This window comes from Nocardia sp. NPDC005998 (genome assembly GCF_040614395.1).
Classification (GTDB): Bacteria; Actinomycetota; Actinomycetes; order Mycobacteriales; family Mycobacteriaceae; genus Nocardia.
Genome location: NZ_JBEXUI010000001.1, coordinates 122,087 through 137,188 on the forward strand (window position 1 = coordinate 122,087; position 15,102 = coordinate 137,188).

The 15,102-nt window shown below is 65.8% G+C and carries 18 protein-coding genes; 11 read left to right on the forward strand and 7 right to left on the reverse strand.

Features of this window, described 5'->3' with window-relative positions; all coding sequences use genetic code 11:
* The first annotated feature begins 49 nt into the window (after positions 1–49).
* The 3 genes from ABZ293_RS00580 to ABZ293_RS00590 are packed head-to-tail and all read left to right on the forward strand — an operon-like array spanning position 50 to position 2,398.
* Positions 50–478: a DUF4267 domain-containing protein gene (locus tag ABZ293_RS00580; RefSeq protein ID WP_355176568.1), complete on the forward strand. Its 429-nt coding sequence runs from the start codon at positions 50–52 to the stop codon at positions 476–478.
* Complete coding sequence (locus ABZ293_RS00585; protein WP_355176570.1) at positions 465–938, forward strand: DUF2871 domain-containing protein; 474 nt, start codon at positions 465–467, stop codon at positions 936–938. Before ABZ293_RS00580 ends, ABZ293_RS00585 begins: the two co-directional genes overlap by 14 nt.
* On the forward strand, positions 935–2,398 hold the full coding sequence (locus ABZ293_RS00590; RefSeq protein ID WP_355176572.1) for an amidase family protein: 1,464 nt from the start codon (positions 935–937) through the stop codon (positions 2,396–2,398). Before ABZ293_RS00585 ends, ABZ293_RS00590 begins: the two co-directional genes overlap by 4 nt.
* An 82-nt stretch (positions 2,399–2,480) precedes the next feature.
* Here the strand turns inward: ABZ293_RS00590 and ABZ293_RS00595 are convergent, their stop codons facing one another.
* The 3 genes from ABZ293_RS00595 to ABZ293_RS00605 form a co-directional block, all read right to left on the reverse strand.
* A complete protein-coding gene (locus ABZ293_RS00595; protein ID WP_355176574.1) occupies positions 2,481–3,173 on the reverse strand; it encodes a type 1 glutamine amidotransferase domain-containing protein in 693 nt (230 codons plus the stop codon).
* A gap of 83 nt (positions 3,174–3,256) precedes the next feature.
* Positions 3,257–3,436 (reverse strand): hypothetical protein, encoded by a 180-nt coding sequence (locus ABZ293_RS00600; RefSeq protein WP_355176576.1) that lies wholly within the window; start codon positions 3,434–3,436, stop codon positions 3,257–3,259.
* A gap of 405 nt (positions 3,437–3,841) precedes the next feature.
* A complete protein-coding gene (locus tag ABZ293_RS00605) occupies positions 3,842–4,603 on the reverse strand; it encodes an SDR family oxidoreductase (protein WP_355176578.1) in 762 nt (253 codons plus the stop codon).
* 160 nt (positions 4,604–4,763) lie between these two features.
* Here ABZ293_RS00605 and ABZ293_RS00610 point away from each other — a divergent pair, with 160 nt between their 5' ends.
* Positions 4,764–5,339 carry a helix-turn-helix domain-containing protein gene (locus ABZ293_RS00610; protein WP_355176580.1) on the forward strand — a complete coding sequence of 192 codons (576 nt, stop codon included), beginning with the start codon at positions 4,764–4,766 and terminating at the stop codon, positions 5,337–5,339.
* 342 nt (positions 5,340–5,681) lie between these two features.
* Here the strand turns inward: ABZ293_RS00610 and ABZ293_RS00615 are convergent, their stop codons facing one another.
* A complete protein-coding gene (locus ABZ293_RS00615) occupies positions 5,682–6,281 on the reverse strand; it encodes a helix-turn-helix domain-containing protein (protein WP_355176582.1) in 600 nt (199 codons plus the stop codon).
* A gap of 72 nt (positions 6,282–6,353) precedes the next feature.
* Here ABZ293_RS00615 and ABZ293_RS00620 point away from each other — a divergent pair, with 72 nt between their 5' ends.
* From ABZ293_RS00620 to ABZ293_RS00630, 3 genes are all read left to right on the forward strand, one after another.
* Positions 6,354–7,307, forward strand: a complete 954-nt coding sequence (locus tag ABZ293_RS00620) for a TauD/TfdA family dioxygenase (RefSeq protein ID WP_355176584.1) — start codon at positions 6,354–6,356, stop codon at positions 7,305–7,307.
* A gap of 5 nt (positions 7,308–7,312) precedes the next feature.
* Entirely contained in the window at positions 7,313–7,948 is a 636-nt protein-coding gene (locus ABZ293_RS00625) for a DUF3159 domain-containing protein (RefSeq protein WP_355176586.1), read from the forward strand.
* A gap of 141 nt (positions 7,949–8,089) precedes the next feature.
* A complete protein-coding gene (locus ABZ293_RS00630) occupies positions 8,090–8,461 on the forward strand; it encodes a nuclear transport factor 2 family protein (RefSeq protein ID WP_355176588.1) in 372 nt (123 codons plus the stop codon).
* Here the strand turns inward: ABZ293_RS00630 and ABZ293_RS00635 are convergent.
* Positions 8,436–9,131, reverse strand: coding sequence for a hypothetical protein (locus ABZ293_RS00635; protein ID WP_355176590.1), 696 nt, complete (start codon positions 9,129–9,131; stop codon positions 8,436–8,438). The genes ABZ293_RS00630 and ABZ293_RS00635 overlap by 26 nt on opposite strands.
* A gap of 167 nt (positions 9,132–9,298) precedes the next feature.
* Between ABZ293_RS00635 and ABZ293_RS00640 the strand changes: the two genes are divergently transcribed.
* The 3 genes from ABZ293_RS00640 to ABZ293_RS00650 are packed head-to-tail and all read left to right on the forward strand — an operon-like array spanning position 9,299 to position 12,217.
* Complete coding sequence (locus ABZ293_RS00640) at positions 9,299–9,859, forward strand: hypothetical protein (RefSeq protein WP_355176592.1); 561 nt, start codon at positions 9,299–9,301, stop codon at positions 9,857–9,859.
* A 13-nt stretch (positions 9,860–9,872) separates the two neighbouring features.
* The gene (locus tag ABZ293_RS00645; protein ID WP_355176594.1) at positions 9,873–11,192 is read left to right on the forward strand and encodes a peroxidase; all 1,320 of its coding nucleotides are present in this window, start codon (positions 9,873–9,875) and stop codon (positions 11,190–11,192) included.
* A gap of 11 nt (positions 11,193–11,203) precedes the next feature.
* Positions 11,204–12,217 carry a hypothetical protein gene (locus ABZ293_RS00650; RefSeq protein ID WP_355176596.1) on the forward strand — a complete coding sequence of 338 codons (1,014 nt, stop codon included), beginning with the start codon at positions 11,204–11,206 and terminating at the stop codon, positions 12,215–12,217.
* Positions 12,218–12,544: 327 nt separating this feature from the next.
* Here ABZ293_RS00650 and ABZ293_RS00655 read toward each other — a convergent pair whose 3' ends face one another.
* Positions 12,545–13,165 (reverse strand): antibiotic biosynthesis monooxygenase, encoded by a 621-nt coding sequence (locus tag ABZ293_RS00655; protein ID WP_355176598.1) that lies wholly within the window; start codon positions 13,163–13,165, stop codon positions 12,545–12,547.
* A 443-nt stretch (positions 13,166–13,608) separates the two neighbouring features.
* On the reverse strand, positions 13,609–14,505 hold the full coding sequence (locus ABZ293_RS00660; protein WP_355176600.1) for an alpha/beta hydrolase: 897 nt from the start codon (positions 14,503–14,505) through the stop codon (positions 13,609–13,611).
* Between the two features lie 129 nt (positions 14,506–14,634).
* Between ABZ293_RS00660 and ABZ293_RS00665 the strand changes: the two genes are divergently transcribed.
* Positions 14,635–15,075, forward strand: coding sequence for a universal stress protein (locus ABZ293_RS00665; RefSeq protein ID WP_355176602.1), 441 nt, complete (start codon positions 14,635–14,637; stop codon positions 15,073–15,075).
* Positions 15,076–15,102 lie beyond the last annotated feature (27 nt).

Below are 15,102 nucleotides of genomic sequence, written 5' to 3' on the forward strand. Positions count from 1 at the left end.
GCCAGCACTGGATGCTCGGGACGCGTATCCCACCGATCCAGGAGTGTTCATGTCCGTTCCCTCGAACGCGGAATCAGTTGTTTCCGTGCGTGGTTCCCGCCGGCTCGGCAAACGTCTCGGTACGGCCGGCGCCGTACTGGGAGCCGGGTTCATCATGTCCGTCGGCGGCGGTTATCTGCTCGCCCCGCAGCGAATGGCCTCGGAGTTCGGCCTCACCGACGGTGATGCCGACGGCTTCCTGAATGTCAAAGGCGTCCGCGATGTGGTCACCGGCCTGATCCCGCTCGCTCTGCTCGCGGCCGGGCAGCGCCGCGCCGTCGGCGTCTCCCTGCTCACCATCGCCGTCATCCCGACCGGCGATATGCTCACCATCCTGGTGCGTCGCGGGTCCACCGCCACCGCCATGAAGGTGCACGGCCTCACCGCCGCCCTGGTGGCCGCGACCGGCGCGCTGCTACTGCGCCGTGAAAACCGTTGAGCGCCCGATGAAGACGCTGTTCAATACCGCTCACATCTATATGATCATCGGCCTGATCGCCGGGTTCTACTACCGCGAGATCACCAAGGTCGAACATTTCACCGGGCAGTCGCAGCTCGGTGTCGTACACACCCACGTGCTGGCGCTGGGCATGCTGTTCTTCCTCATCGTGCTGGCCTTGGAGAAGCAGTTCACGCTCAGCGCCCGGAAAAGCCTGTACGGCTGGTTCTTCTGGCTCTACAACATCGGCCTGGCCATCACCATCGCGGCCATGACGCTGCACGGCACCCTCACCGTGCTGGGCAAAAGCAGTGGTGAGGCAATCGCGCTCGGTGCGGGTGTGGGCCACATCCTGCTGACCGTCGGGCTGATCCTCTTCTTCATCACGCTCGGCAAATCCATCGACGACAGCCGAACACCGCGCACCGCAGCGGTATTCGCCGAACAGGAGGCATCATGAACACCGGCCAGGACAGCGCGCTGTGGACGCGGGACGCGGTCTCGCTCGCGGCGCTGATCGCCGAGGGCGCGGTCACCGCGGCCCAGGTCGTCGAGGCGCATCTCGAGCGCATCGAGCAGGTCGATTCCGAAATCGGCGCGCTCACCACGGTATTCGCCGAGACCGCGCGCGCGGAGGCGGCCGCAGCCGACCGCAGGGTGCCGACCGGGCCGCTGCACGGGGTTCCGGTCACCATCAAGAACAACCTCGATGTCGCGGGCAGCCCGACCACCTGGGGCGTGGCGGCCCTGGGACAGGCCGTCGCGGCAGCGGATGCACCCGCGGTGTCCGCATTGCGGCGAGCCGGGGCGATCGTCATCGGGCGAACGAACATGCCGGACTTCGCCACTCGCTGGCACACCGACAACGACGAGGCGGGCCCGACGGTGAATCCGTGGAACCCGACTCGCAGCCCGGGCGGTTCCAGCGGCGGTGACGCCGCCGCGGTAGCGGCGGGCATGACACCCCTAGGCCTGGGCACCGACTTCGGCGGTTCACTGCGCGTACCCGCCGCGTTCTGCGGAGTCGCCTCCCTGCGCACCACGCCCGGCCGGGTGGCGGTGGCCTCGAGCCTGTCCGGGGCCGCACCCGCACCGACGAACCAATTGTTCGCGGCACCAGGGCCGTTGGCGCGCACCGTGCGCGATCTGACGACCGCCTTCGAGGTCCTCAGCGACAGCGCTGACCTGCGCGATCCCGGATGGATTCCGGTGCGTGACGTGACCGATACCGCCCTGCCCGCGGTCGCCGTCACGCTCGGTGACGATATCGATCCGCAGGTGCGGGCCGCGCTGCTCGGCTGCGCCGACGCCCTCGAACGCGCGGGATATCGGGTAGTCGAACTGGATCCGCCGCAATTGGGCGAGGTGGCGGCGGACTACGGCAGATTGGTGTCCACCGAGGTGGTGGTCCAGCGCCGCGAAGCCATGCGGCTGGTCGGCAGCGCCGGGTTGAACACTTTCATCGACGCGGCGATCGACCTGTTCCCGCCGCTGGATCTGGCGGGCTACATGACCGCGCTGGGGGAGCGCCTCACCCGCCGCGCGGCCTGGTCCCGCTTCCTCGCGGAGCATCCGATCGTGCTCGGCCCGGTCTCGGACGAACTGCCCTGGCCGGTTGGCTACGACCTCGGTGGCACCGCACAGGTCGCGACCATGTATGCGGCACATCGCCTCACGATCGCCGCCAACTACCTGGCCCTGCCCGCGGTTACGGTCCCTGCGGGCGTCTCGGCCGAGGGCCTTCCCATCGGGGTCCAGTTGATCACCGCCCCATTCGCCGAGCGCCGCGCGCTGACTGCCGCCGCCCATATCGAAGTGGCCTTTCCGATGCCCACACCCATCTCCCCGGTAAGCGACCCGGCCACCCGGGACCCCGCCGGGGGCCCGGCTCCGTCCAGTGGCTCGGGCACGACGCGGTGAACATTTCCGTGGCGAAGGGAATCCAAATGTCACACAACACATTGCGATCCGCCGTGCGCGGACGGGTACTGCTGCGGCAAAACTAGTTCAGCACCTTCAGCAATTCCTGGGCCAGCGGCTCGGCGGACGCGGGGTTCTGTCCGGTGTACAGGTTGCGATCCACGACCGTGTAAGGCTTCCAGATCTCGCCGCGGGTGAAGCGGACGCCAAGAGTAACCAGTTCGTCCTCCAGTAGCCACCGGGCTTTGGCGGCCAATCCGACGGCCTCCTCTTCGTCATTGGTGAAGCCGGTGACCTGGTAGCCGGCGAACGGGGAAACGCCTCTCCAGCGGGTGGCCAGCAGTGCGGCCGGCCCGTGGCAGACGATGGCCAAGGGCCGGCCGGAGGAAAGGGCCGCGGTCAGCAGCCGGCCCGAATCGGCATCGTTGCACAGGTCCTCCATCGGACCGTGGCCACCGGGGTAGTAGACGGCCGCGTAGTCCTCCAGCCGAGCGTTCGCCAGCTCGATCGGCCGCCGCAACTCCTCGGCAGACCGCAGGATTTCCTCCTCCGCGAGGGCAATCTGTTCACCGCCGGCCATCGAGGGACGCAGACTCATCGCGTCGACGTACGGCACTACGCCGCCGGGCGTGGCCACCACAACCTCATGGTCGGCTCCGGTGAGCGCGGTATACGGGGCCGTGAACTCTTCGGCCCAGTAGCCAGTCGGATGCCGGGTGCCGTCCTCGAGCGTCCAGAAACTTGCGCCGGTCATTACGAAGAGGATCTTGGCCATGGAACTCGCCTCCCTGTCATGGTGGGACCGGTATGCCTGAACTGCGTAAATGCCACTGTAAGCGGTTTCGCCCGGCGCGGGCTTCACTCGAAGACGATGACCTGGCGTCCGACGATGTCACCGCGACCGAGGGCTTGCAGGTTCTCGTTGATGTCTTCGAGCTCGACCTTGGTGACGTTGTGTTTGATGAGGCCGGCTTCGGCGAGCGAGAGCACCTCGACGAGGTCCAGTAGCCGTCGAGGAGTTGGTAGTCGCTTCGGCACATGCCCGCCGCGGCGACCTTCAGGAGAATTTCGTCCGGCGCGGGCTCGGGCACCGGAACCTCTTCGATCCGAAGCGGTTCCTGGTACCCGTACATGCGGGCTGCTCGCATCTGCATCACGTGTGCCTCGCTTTCGCTGACAGGCAAGAAAGCGACTCAGACCATGCGGCGTGCCGGGATCGGGTTCTGATGTCGGCCGCTGCTTCCGACCATCATCTTCGCACTTCTGGAGCTGACCTGGAAGGTTTGGCTCCCGATAATGAGCGCGCCGCTTTGCAGCGAGGGCGGCAGGCCGGTTTGCACCCTCCGGCTTCCTGATCTCGGGGGCGAGTGTGCAGCGGATCCAGAGGCCACCAGAATCTCTCGAACGCTTACCGATTCGGGCGGACACCCGCGGGTCAGCGCATCACACTTGGGCCATGCCGCCGTCGACGAAGAGTTCTACGCCGGTGACGAAGCTCGATGCGTCGCTGGACAGGAACACCGCGGCCTGCCCGATCTCACGCGGATCGGCGATCCGGCCGGTGGGATTTCCTGCCCCCATCTGCCGGATCGCCGCATCGACTTCGTCCGGCGTGCGCACCATTGCCATTGCGCTGCGCAATGATTCGGTGTCGACGGCGCCGGGGCTGAGGATGTTCATGCGAACACCGGAACCCTTCACATCCTGAATCCACGCCCGCACGAAGCATCGGATCGCGGCTTTGGCGCCGCCGTACATGCTCATGCCCTGGGGCGGCTCGATGGTGGCGGTCGAACCGATGATGACGACGGCGCCGCCGTCGGGAAGCAGGCGCAGCGCGGGCTGAACCGTGAACAGCACACCCTTGGCGTTGACGTTGAACGTCCGGTCGAATTGTTCCTCGGTGATCTCGCCCAGTGGGGCATGAGCGCCGATACCGGCATTCGCCACGACGACGTCGAGCCGCCCGTGCAGCGACTCGATTTCCCGATAGACGGCTTCCATATCGGCCAACCGGGTTACGTTCGCGACGATGCCGGTGCAGTTGCCGCCGATCTTGGTCGCGGCGTCGTCGATCGCCTTCTGCTCGAGGTCGGTAATGACCACCGTAGCGCCCTGGGCGATGAATTCCTGGGCGATGCCCAGCCCGACGCCAGCGGCGCCGCCGGTGACAACGGCGACTTTCCCTTCGAGTGCGAGAGTCATTGTGTCTCCTCAGATATCAGTTTCAGCAGTTCCGCATGGATGGGCGCGGCCGGAGCTCGATGTGCGGGCGGTGCCGTATCGTGTAAGTGGAGGCGCCGCCACTTACACGATAAGCGGAGCCGTCCCCACTTAGCAAGAGGTCGAGCGAAGGAAGCCGATAATGCCCAGAGCCGATGGCCGCCCACTGCGGGCGGATGCCCAGCGAAACCGCGACAAGATCCTGTCTGCGGCCGTGCGTGTGTTCGCCGAGGACGGCCTCGACGCCCATCTCGATCGGATTGCGAAAGAGGCCGGGGTCGGCTCCGGCACGCTGTACCGAAACTTCCCGACACGCGAAGTGCTGATCGAGGCCGCATACCGGAACGAACTGGCCAAGCTGTGTCACGCGGCGCCGCAACTGCTCGAGTCGATGCCACCGGAGCTAGCGCTGCGCGCCTGGATGGGACGCTTCATCGATTACGCCACCGCCAAACTCGGGATGGCTGACGCGCTGCGGGCCCTCGTGGAGTCCGGTGTCGATCCGTATGTCCGCAGCAAGGACATGATGCTCGACGCGCTGACCTCCTTGCTCGAGGCCGGTTCGCGGGCGGGCGCGATTCGCGCCGATATCGGCGCGACCGACATGTTCGCGGCACTCACGGGAATCGCGCTCGCGTCCGGAAAGGCCGAGCAGCGCCAGCAGGCCGAGCGGCTGCTCGATCTGACCTTCGACGGACTGCGCGCATCTCGTCACTGACCGGCCCGCGACCTCGACACACTCCGCCAACCGGGTTGCGCGGGTGGGCGTCTCAACGTCTCCGCCGACAGGAGGGGCACGAATTCTGCCGCCTCGCGGACCTGTTCCGGTTCAGTTCTTGATGAACTCGAGCAGGTCGGCGGTGAGTTGCCGCATGTGGGTCAGGTACCTCGGTGGTAGTCCGGGCCGAAATGCTTTCGGATAATGAGGAACTCGTCGGCCCGTTGATCTTCGGATGTACCGCATGACCGGTTCGAACCGCGCGGGGGCGGCAATTGAGGATGTCCTGGATCTGGCCGTCGGTTCGTCGTCGACGTGTGCGGACAGTGGGCGCGATCCGGGCTATTGGTTTCCGTCGGTGGGGAAGGGGTGCGGGCTGCCGCACAGGATCCGGACGGCTTCGGCGTTGATTGCCTCCCGCAGTTGAGCATTCGGGACGCTGTCGAGCCCGGCGGCGTTGCGCAGGAAGGGCTCGAACAGTTGCCAGCCGAGTACGAACGCCGCGACGTGTGCAGCGGAGAGGGCGGCGTCGCGGTCATCGGCTCGATGTGCGCGGGCATGGTCGATCAGGGCCGTGATGACCGGAAATCGCCGCTGCATCTGTCCGACCGGATAGCCGTCCAGAATGCACCGTGCCAGCACGACCCAGTGTCGGCGCAGTCGTGGATCGTCCGGCGATAACGCGCCGCTGTCGGCGAACTCGGCCGTCTCGGCGGAGAGGTGGTCGAGTACGGCCGTCACCAGCTTGTCCTTGGCGCCGAAGTGCCGGAAGACCAGCCCATGGTTCACCCCCGCCCGCTCGGCGATGTCCCGGATCGACGTCGCGGCCGGGCCGCGTTCGGCGAACAGATCCGCGGCGTGGGTGAGCACCGCGGACACGACGGCGTCGCGACCGAGCGGGTTGTTGGCGTCGGAAGACGTCCTTGCACCCTCTGTAGTCATGTGACTACAGTAGCTCATACCAGCTGTAGTCGATTGACTACAGCCTCACTTTCTCCGAGAAAGAAGGTCGCCATGTCCGTCATTGCCGATAAGGACCCGGCCGCTGGCTTCACGCCCCGCACCGTTCAGCTCCCCGGATATCCGGTCTGGTCCGGTCCTTTCACGCATATCGCCGCCGAGCGTGACCGGCTCGCCCAGCTGAGCTGGCAGCATTTCGACGCCCGCCAGGTCGGCGCAACCCTCGGCGCGGAGATCTCCGGGGTGGATCTGACCACCGAATTGCCGAATCCGGTGATCGTCGAACTGCGGCAGGCGCTGCACGAGTACAAGGTGCTGTTCTTCCGCGACCAGGCGCTCGCCCCGCAACGGCACGTGGCCTTCGCCCGACGGTTCGGCACGCTCGAGGTTCACCCGTTCATCCCCTCCAACACCGACCAGCCAGAACTTGTGCGATTCGAAAAGAGCGCCCAGGTCGGCGGTTTCGAGAACGCCTGGCACCACGACGTCACCTGGCGCGAGCAGCCATCGATGGGCGCGGTCCTGCATGCGATTTCGGTGCCCCCGATCGGCGGGGACACGCTGTTCGCCGACATGTACGCCGCCTACGACGCCATCGACGAGGAAACCCGGGGGCGAATCGAAAACCTCGACGCCGTCCATGATTTCACTCGCGCGTTCGGGCATATGCTCAACGATGAGCAGCGGGAGAAGATGCGCGCCGAGCATCCGGCGGTGGCCCACCCGCTGGTGTGCACGCACGCCGTCACCGGCCGCAAGCACCTCTACGTCAACCGGGTCTTCGCCGACCGCATCCATGGCCTGGACCTCGACGAGGGCCGTGAGCTGATCGACCGGTTGTGCCGGAAGGCCGATGCTCCCGAGCATCAGGTTCGGCTGCAGTGGGAGCCCGACACCGTCGCGTTCTGGGACAACCGCGCCGTCCAGCACTACGCCGCCAGCGACTACTGGCCCCAGGTGCGCATCATGGAACGCGCCTCCATCGTCGGCCCCCGTCCCGCCCGCTGACCCGAATGACACTCGACGACAGCCGGTCCGGGACCCCGCACGACTCGATGCGAGTGCGGTCAGCCGCCAGGGTGCTCGGGCAGGCCGTCATCGCGCATGGCGGCGTTCGGCACCTCGTCGACGCCGTCACACCGGTCGCGGTATTCCTGGTCGGATATCAACTGTTCGGGACCGGTCCATCGGTCGCGGCCGCATTGACCGCGGCGGCCCTGCTCGCCGGATGGCGGCTGCGGCGCGGTGATTCAACGAAGGTTGTTGTGGCCGCCCTAGCTGCCGTCACTGTCTATTCGGCGCTGGTGCTGTTCACCGGTGAGGGCCGTGCCTTCTTCCTACCCGAGATCGTCGGCTGCGCGGTCTCGACCGTCGCCTTCGGCGCCACCCTGATCCGGGGCCGTCCGTTGAGTCTGCTTGTGTGTCAACGCATCCGGATCGAACCCGCCGAAGTCGACCAGGCCCGGATCCGCAAGCACCGGCGCCTGACCGCGGCGTGGGCCGTGATGTGGGCGCTCCATGTGCTGATACTCCTGCCGCTGTATGCCGCCGATCAGGTCACGGCCCTGGCGGCGGGGACCATGCTGCTCGGCAAACCCTCGGTACTCATCGCCGTTGCCGCCTCATGGTTGTGGGTTCGCAAGCGATAACCGACAGCAGGCATGCCGACAGGTAATCGGCATTTATCGACACGCCGAAGCCAAGGGACGATAGCTTTCAACTAAGTCCCTTCGGGCACCGTGTCCTGCGTCGACCCGACTACGCGATTACCCCGCATGAAAGGACTCGCCATGACCCGTTCCTCTGCTGACCTCATGCGACGCAACCTGCTGGACGTCTTCAACGAACCCGATCCGGCTCGCCGGGCCGCAGCTATCGCCGAGACCTATGCCGAAGATGTGGTGTGGCACGAACCGGACCGAATTGTGCACGGGCGCAAGGACCTCGAACGCCGCGCCGAAGAGGTGCGTGCGGAAAACCCGGACTGGGTCTTCCGACCTGCAGGCCCGGCCTCGGAGCTCGACGACATCGGCCACCTCGGCTTCCAATACGGCCCTGTCGACCAACCGCCGGTGGTCAACGGCATGGACATCGCTCGCACCAAAGACGGCGTCATTATCGAGCTCTACACCATCGTCACCGAGATCCGTCAGCCGTCCTAGCCCGATTCTCGACGGCTTCGCGGGCCAGGATAAGGCAGCTGACCACGAGTACCCAGGCGGGGAATACCAGCTCCACCCATTTGCTCATCTCACTGACGATGAGCAGTGTCAGGGCTACCAAATAGGTGAGGAGGGCGAGCCAACGGGGCATCAGCTTGGTCTTCAACCAAATCGTCGCGAGCGAGATCATGAATACGGCGGCCATGCGAAGCGCATAGGTTTGGCTCGCTGAAACCAGGACATGCCTGCCGAAGTTGATCACCTCGGAGCGGGCGGTCGGGTCGGTTACGTCGGTGTTGCTCGCCACCAAGCCCGCGGCGACCGCGGTGGCGACGAACATCATCGCCAGAAATAGCAGCCCGCTGCCGAGGAATATGGATAGGAAGAATCGGTCTTCGTAGCGTCCGAATCCGTCGCGCACGACGCCGATGAACCATAGAAAGCTGATTCCGGCGAAGGGCATCAGCACCGTTGCCATCGTGATCGCACTTTGTTGGCTCTTGAGCCAATGCGTTGAATCTTCGAGGCCCGCGGGCATTTTGATGCGGATCAGGATAATCGTCGTGCCGAACAATACCGCGAAGACGATTCCGGACAGCGCGGCGGCTCGCGGCGTCGACAAATGGCGCGGTTGCGGCGCCGAGTTGGTGTTCTGCGGCGGGTTCGACATGAGGTGATCCTGTCAAACTCGGGCGCCCATGGCCGGGATTCGGAGTTTCCCGAAATTATCTCGGATGTCCAGTACGGCGGAGATAGCCGAATCTTTGCGGCGCTATCGGCTCGCTGCGTACCATGCTGGATGTCCCGCTTACTGCGACGGTAAAGGCAGGTGACGCCATGCCAGCGACCGATCAGGACTGGAGTAGACCGGCGGCGATGGCCATCCCGAGGGAGGGCTATTTCGAGCTGGAGCGGGGTCGGTACGGACCGGTGTATCCACGGACGCCAGCCTGCTACGGATTCTCGATCATCGCAAAGGTGAAACCGGGTCGAGAAGAGGCGGTTCGCGCATACGGCAAGCAGATCGAAGAGGCGGTAGCGGGCAGCCCGGATGTGCTGGCACCACTGCGGTTGCATTATCTGCGGTGGGTGCTGTTCGATGTCGGCTCGGGGCTGCATTTCCAGTATCAAGGCATCTTCGACACCGATTTCGACAAGTACACCGAGGATGCCGTCGCGCTCTTCAGTCAGACCGGTATCACGACAGTTTTCACCAATCTCGAAGGGTTCCCGGAGGATTGGCAGGAAAACCCGGCCGCCTTCGTGAAATTCGTTCGAGAGCACCAGTTTCCGAGCTTCCTCGAATACGGCGAGTACCCCTACGTCACCGCGGACGAGATCAAAAAGGCGCTGCGGCTGAAGGCGGCGTTCTCCGACATGCTCGATCAGATGCAGTAGATCGTCCGGGCCGATGCTCGAACTCGACGATATTCAGCACATCCTGCTGACCCGCACCCCGGCGATGACCGGGCGCTACGAGTTCCTGTCCTTCGACGATCCCGCCGGGGGCCGGGCCTGGCTGACCGAGCTGCTGGACCGGGTGCAGTCGGCCGCGGACGTGCGCGCCACGATGGACAGCTCCGAGCGCTGGATCACGCTGGCCTTCACCTGGCGTGGGCTGCGGGCGCTAGGGGTGTCGGAGGAGGCGCTTGCCACCTTCCCCGCCGAGTTCCGTGAAGGCATGGTCGCGCGCGCTGACATTCTGGGCGATACGGGTGCCAATCACCCCGATAACTGGGTGGGTGGGCTGGCCGGTGCTGACCTGCACGCCATCGCGATCCTGTTCGCTCGCACCGATGCCGAACATCAGAGGTGCACCGCCGAGCACCACAAGCTGGTGGCCCGCAGCCCGGGCGTGCGCGTGTTGTCCTTCTTGGATTTGAATGCGACGCCGCCATTCAACTACGCCCACGACCACTTCGGTTTCCGAGACCGGTTGTCCCAGCCCGTGATCGAGGGATCCGGTGAAGAACCGACGCCGGGGTCGGGCGCACCGCTGAAACCCGGCGAATTCATCCTCGGCTATCCGGATGAGGAGGGGCCGGTCCACCGGTTGCCGCAGCCGGAGGTGTTGTCCCGCAACGGGAGTTATATGGCCTATCGGCGGCTGCGAGAACACGTCGGTGCGTTTCGGAGCTATCTGCGCGAGCACGCCGACACCCCGGACGGGCAGCAGCTGCTCGCCGCGAAGCTCATGGGCCGCTGGCCGAGCGGCGCGCCCTTGACGCTGGCTCCCGACCACGACGATCCGGAGCTCGGCGCGGATCCCATGCGGAACAACGACTTCAACTACGAACAGATGGATCCGCACGGCTACGCGATACCGCTCGGCTCGCACGTGCGACGGCTCAACCCGCGTGATACCGCACCGAATATGAACCGCCGCAGGATGATTCGCCGCGGCGCCACCTACGGTCCGGCGCTGCCGCAAGACGCACCCGATGACGGGGCGGATCGAGGCATCGCCGCGTTCATCATCTGCGCCAGCTTGGTCCGCCAGTTCGAGTTCGCCCAAAACGTCTGGATCAATGACAAGGCATTCCACGAACTCGGCAATGAACGCGACCCCATCTGCGGCACCCAGGACGGCACCCTGGAGTTCACGATCCCCAAGCGGCCCATCCGCAAGGTGCTCACGGGACTACCGGCATTTACCACGCTCGAGGGCGGCGCGTACTTCTTCCTGCCGGGTATTCGCGCACTGCGATACCTGGCCTCGCTCGACAGTTGAGAGGTGACAGCATGAGCACCCTGCCGCGGGCACGCACTTACAACCAGGACCACATTCCGCGCAAGCACGACGGGCGGCGGCGGATGAGCATCTATTGGACGTGGAGTTATCCGTGGGAGGCCCAACGCGATCCCGCCGAAATGTACAACCGCTTCTCCACGATGACCGAGGTCCGCAATGTCACGTGGCCGAGTTACGAGACCGTCGAGTACGACGCGGCGCACTTCCTGCAGGGCATCGCGGGCACATTGGAGCTCTTCCATCGTTCGACGCTGGCGTTCCAGCGACTGGCGGGGGAGGCCACCGGACATCCCGTCGCGGTGTTCCAGCGCATCGACCAGGCCGGTTACACCTTGCCGATCGACGAGCGGATCCTCGCCGATACCGACACGCTCATGGTGTTCGGACTCGACCACGTCCTGTCCGAGCAGCAGGCCGCACCCGAGGAGTGCGCCGCGATCCGGGAGTGGCTGCAACGCGAAGGCACCTGTCTGCTGCTGGCGCCGCACCACGACGTCGGCTTCACCGACGACTTCACCCAGCGACAAATCGAATACGAGCATCACGGCGACCCGCTGGTACCCCGCCAACAGCGATTCGGCCAGTACACCCGCTCACTGATGAAGGCGCTCGATGTGCCGGTGCACAACAAATGGGGCCTGCGCCCGGCAGTCGTCGACGGCACCGATGAGATCGCCCCCCTGACCGGATTCCGAGATCTGGACGCGCTCCACCTACTGGACAACGTCACCACCCTCAACTTCCACCCCCACCTGCCGCACTACGAACTCACCGCCCCGGAAAGCGACTCCCTACGAGTCCTCGGCCGCCAGCGCGTAGCCCCCGATCGCCCCCACCCCTTCACCGCCGCAGGCAACACAGAATTCAACACCCTGATCTGGATGCCCCCCACCACCCCCCGCGCAGGCGACATCGTCCTCCTCGACTCCACCAACTTCACCACCCTCTTCGGCGGCACCCAAAGCCTCGAAAACCTCTGGCACAACCTAGCCACCATGCAATAACCGGATTACCCAGCGGCACTGGGGGTTAGCTCTCGGTTGCGGCGCTCGTCGTCGGCCAGGTTTCAGGACTTTCGCTGTTTGCTGGGGGGATGGGATCGGGCCCATTCGGCCCACTCGCCGAGTGCATCGGTCAGGCGGATGCCTGCTTCGGCGGCGTATGCGGATCGATTCGTCGACCAGGCGCAAGACGGTGCAAGATGCAGCTTGGAGAGCATGACCCGGTGCGCAACTCGGCCGCGGGTCAGGTAGTGCCGATTCGCCATCGGCACGGCTGCGCGGCCGAGTTGCTCGGCGGTGCCGTCGGCGATGACGGCACCGGCTGCATGGTTACACCAATTCGGGTACGCGCAGGTGGGCGAGTGCCAATTCGAACTCGCCGATGTCGGTCACCTGCATGCCGGCTTGCCCAGCGATTCGGTCCCGCATGGCGGTCGCCTGGTCGCGGTTGCGTTCCATCGCATCGGCGTTGTCGAAGGTGACGGACGAAACGCCCCGCCCGGATGCCCGGTCGACCAGCAGACTGGCGCTGCAGAACCCCTCGAGGCCTTCCATTGCGGGCAGGGCTTGGGACTTGTAGGTGTCGATCGCCGAGTCGGCCCGAGCCGGGTCCATCTTGCTCCAGACCACGCGGGCGCATGCGCCCTCGCGGGAGAAGTGGTCCCGATGCAAGGCGGCAATCTCCCACTGTTCGATCAGTGCGCCGCCGCGGAACGTCTCAGCGGCACGATCCCGAATCGAGCGAACGCGCTCCGCGCTATTGCGCATCGCGTCCTCGGTTTCCCACGCGGTCGTCGCGATGCACCGGCCGGACTTCCGGTCGACCAGCAGCGACAGCCCGATACAGCCGGGTATGTCTTCCAGAGCCGGCAATGTTACGTCGCGAACGTGCGCAATCCCGGCATCGATAGCGGAGGGTTGCGCCTGAATAGTGGTAGAACGTGCGTACACGATCCACCCCCTCGGGGTGTTCAGGGCAGCGCCCCGATGGCGCCACCGGTAAGTTCACACTGCTCCGCCATTCCCGCAATGGCAATAGCGGATGGCCTCCCAGCACACTCTCCGCAACCTGCCGCGATCGTTCCGTAGCACATCAGGCACATCTGTCGGCGAACGTGCGGCGGGTACGGGCCCACGGACGGCTCGAACGATGTGTCACGCAGCGGTGCCGGTCGGTGGGGAACCGGGCTGCAGAGTCGCGGTTCGATGCGTTGCTGATTGCGCTGGCCGACGACGAAGTGCGCTCGGCCGAGCGGGAATTCGTGGTGTACGACACGGCCGAATCGATCGATGACGGATGGATCCGACCGGAACCACGGTCGGTGGACGATGCGCGGGTCGAAGGCCGGTGCCGCTCGCGCGCTCCGCGCACGCGAAAGCCGCAGCGAATAAGCCTATTTCGTGGCTGCCGCCAGTTCGATCAGGCGGGCGCGGATGATATCGGGGCGCTCGTCAGCGACGAAATGCCCACAGCCGGTGACGGGTTCGAAGGTGTAGTCGTCGGCCTTGGCGGTATCGGCGGCGGCGAGGGATGGGTGGACGGCGACGTCCTCGACGCCGAAGACCGCCCGGATCGGGATGGTGATGCGGCGGCGTTCCGGATTGCGTGCGGCATCGGGGACTTCGCGCAGCCAGAAGGTGCGGTAGGTGTCGGTGGCGGCGCGGGCGCAGACCGGATCGCGGAAGCGGTCGGCGAAGATGCGCACCGCCTCGCGGTCGAAGGCGCCGTGGTCGGTGATCGCGGCGCCGATGAGTCGTTCGAGGAACTTGGTGCGCTGTTGCAATGGCACACCCACGGTGGCGACCAGGGGTTGATAGGTGAGGAAGCGCCAGAGGTGGCGCAATACCGTCGGTACCGGAACCCATGGATGCGCCATATTCAGCACGAGGTAGCCGTCGAAGCGCTCGGGTTCGCGCAGCACCATGCGATATCCGACGTAACCGCCCCAGTCGTGGCCGACCAGCAGCACGCGGCCCAGGCCGAGCGCATCGAGGAGTGCGAGCACATCGGAGGCGACATCCTCCTTCGCCCACCGATGTGGTGCGGGGCCGGACCAGCCATAGCCCGGCAGATCGGGCGCGATGATCCGGAGCCCATCGGGTGGGTCGGCGAGCAGGTGCCGGTAGGCGTAATGGTGCTCCGGCCAGCCGTGCAAGAGCACGACCGGCCGACCGTCGACCGGTCCGGCCTCGGTGACGTGGAATCGGACATCGCGGGCGGTGATGAACGACCGGCGCACACCGGGGATGACTGGCGGTTCGGAGACAGCGGTACCGTCGGTAACGGGCATATGGTCACCATAGTTCGCCCAGGGTCTGGCGAACACCTTCCGTGGGCGGATCGGAACGACCTGCTGTGGGCGGACAGCGAACCGTACGCGCCGCTGGACCACGATCAACCGGAGGATCACACTGGAGGTGTGTTCCAGCGGATCGTGGTGGGATACGACGACTCGCCCGGCGCCCGCGAGGCTCTTCGACTGGCGCTCGAGTTGGCCGCCGAGCATAGATCCGCGCTCACCGTCGTCGCCGTGGAGGAGCATCGGCCGCTGTATCGGCCGGTGATCGGTGAGATCGAGGAGGAGCGCTCGGTCGAGGAGGAGGCCAGCCGCCGCTGGCTGGCCGCGGCCGCCGCGACGGCAGCCGAACGCGGCATTGTCATCGAAGCCGAGATCCGCGCCGGACACTCCGCCCGTGAACTCGCCATCGCCGCAACGCATCACGTGGCGGATCTGCTCGTCCTGGGCCGCAGCGGCCATTCGGCGATCTGGGGTCGCTTCATCGGCACGACCGCCGAGAAGGCCGCCCGACACGCCGATTGCTCTGTGCTGATCGCTCAGACCGGGCATGCGCCGAAGTGAGTCGCTGCACAGCGCGCGGTTCGCCGC

What these genes read in the sequence shown, in the direction of transcription:
- ABZ293_RS00580 (WP_355176568.1), top strand. Translation starts at nt 50, where the DNA reads ATGTCCGTTCCCTCGAACGCGGAATCAGTTGTTTCCGTGCGTGGTTCC.
- ABZ293_RS00590 (WP_355176572.1), top strand. Translation starts at nt 935, where the DNA reads ATGAACACCGGCCAGGACAGCGCGCTGTGGACGCGGGACGCGGTCTCG.
- ABZ293_RS00595 (WP_355176574.1), bottom strand. Translation starts at nt 3,173, where the DNA reads ATGGCCAAGATCCTCTTCGTAATGACCGGCGCAAGTTTCTGGACGCTC.
- ABZ293_RS00605 (WP_355176578.1), bottom strand. Translation starts at nt 4,603, where the DNA reads ATGACTCTCGCACTCGAAGGGAAAGTCGCCGTTGTCACCGGCGGCGCC.
- ABZ293_RS00610 (WP_355176580.1), top strand. Translation starts at nt 4,764, where the DNA reads ATGCCCAGAGCCGATGGCCGCCCACTGCGGGCGGATGCCCAGCGAAAC.
- ABZ293_RS00615 (WP_355176582.1), bottom strand. Translation starts at nt 6,281, where the DNA reads ATGACTACAGAGGGTGCAAGGACGTCTTCCGACGCCAACAACCCGCTC.
- ABZ293_RS00620 (WP_355176584.1), top strand. Translation starts at nt 6,354, where the DNA reads ATGTCCGTCATTGCCGATAAGGACCCGGCCGCTGGCTTCACGCCCCGC.
- ABZ293_RS00625 (WP_355176586.1), top strand. Translation starts at nt 7,313, where the DNA reads ATGACACTCGACGACAGCCGGTCCGGGACCCCGCACGACTCGATGCGA.
- ABZ293_RS00630 (WP_355176588.1), top strand. Translation starts at nt 8,090, where the DNA reads ATGACCCGTTCCTCTGCTGACCTCATGCGACGCAACCTGCTGGACGTC.
- ABZ293_RS00635 (WP_355176590.1), bottom strand. Translation starts at nt 9,131, where the DNA reads ATGTCGAACCCGCCGCAGAACACCAACTCGGCGCCGCAACCGCGCCAT.
- ABZ293_RS00640 (WP_355176592.1), top strand. Translation starts at nt 9,299, where the DNA reads ATGCCAGCGACCGATCAGGACTGGAGTAGACCGGCGGCGATGGCCATC.
- ABZ293_RS00645 (WP_355176594.1), top strand. Translation starts at nt 9,873, where the DNA reads ATGCTCGAACTCGACGATATTCAGCACATCCTGCTGACCCGCACCCCG.
- ABZ293_RS00650 (WP_355176596.1), top strand. Translation starts at nt 11,204, where the DNA reads ATGAGCACCCTGCCGCGGGCACGCACTTACAACCAGGACCACATTCCG.
- ABZ293_RS00660 (WP_355176600.1), bottom strand. Translation starts at nt 14,505, where the DNA reads ATGCCCGTTACCGACGGTACCGCTGTCTCCGAACCGCCAGTCATCCCC.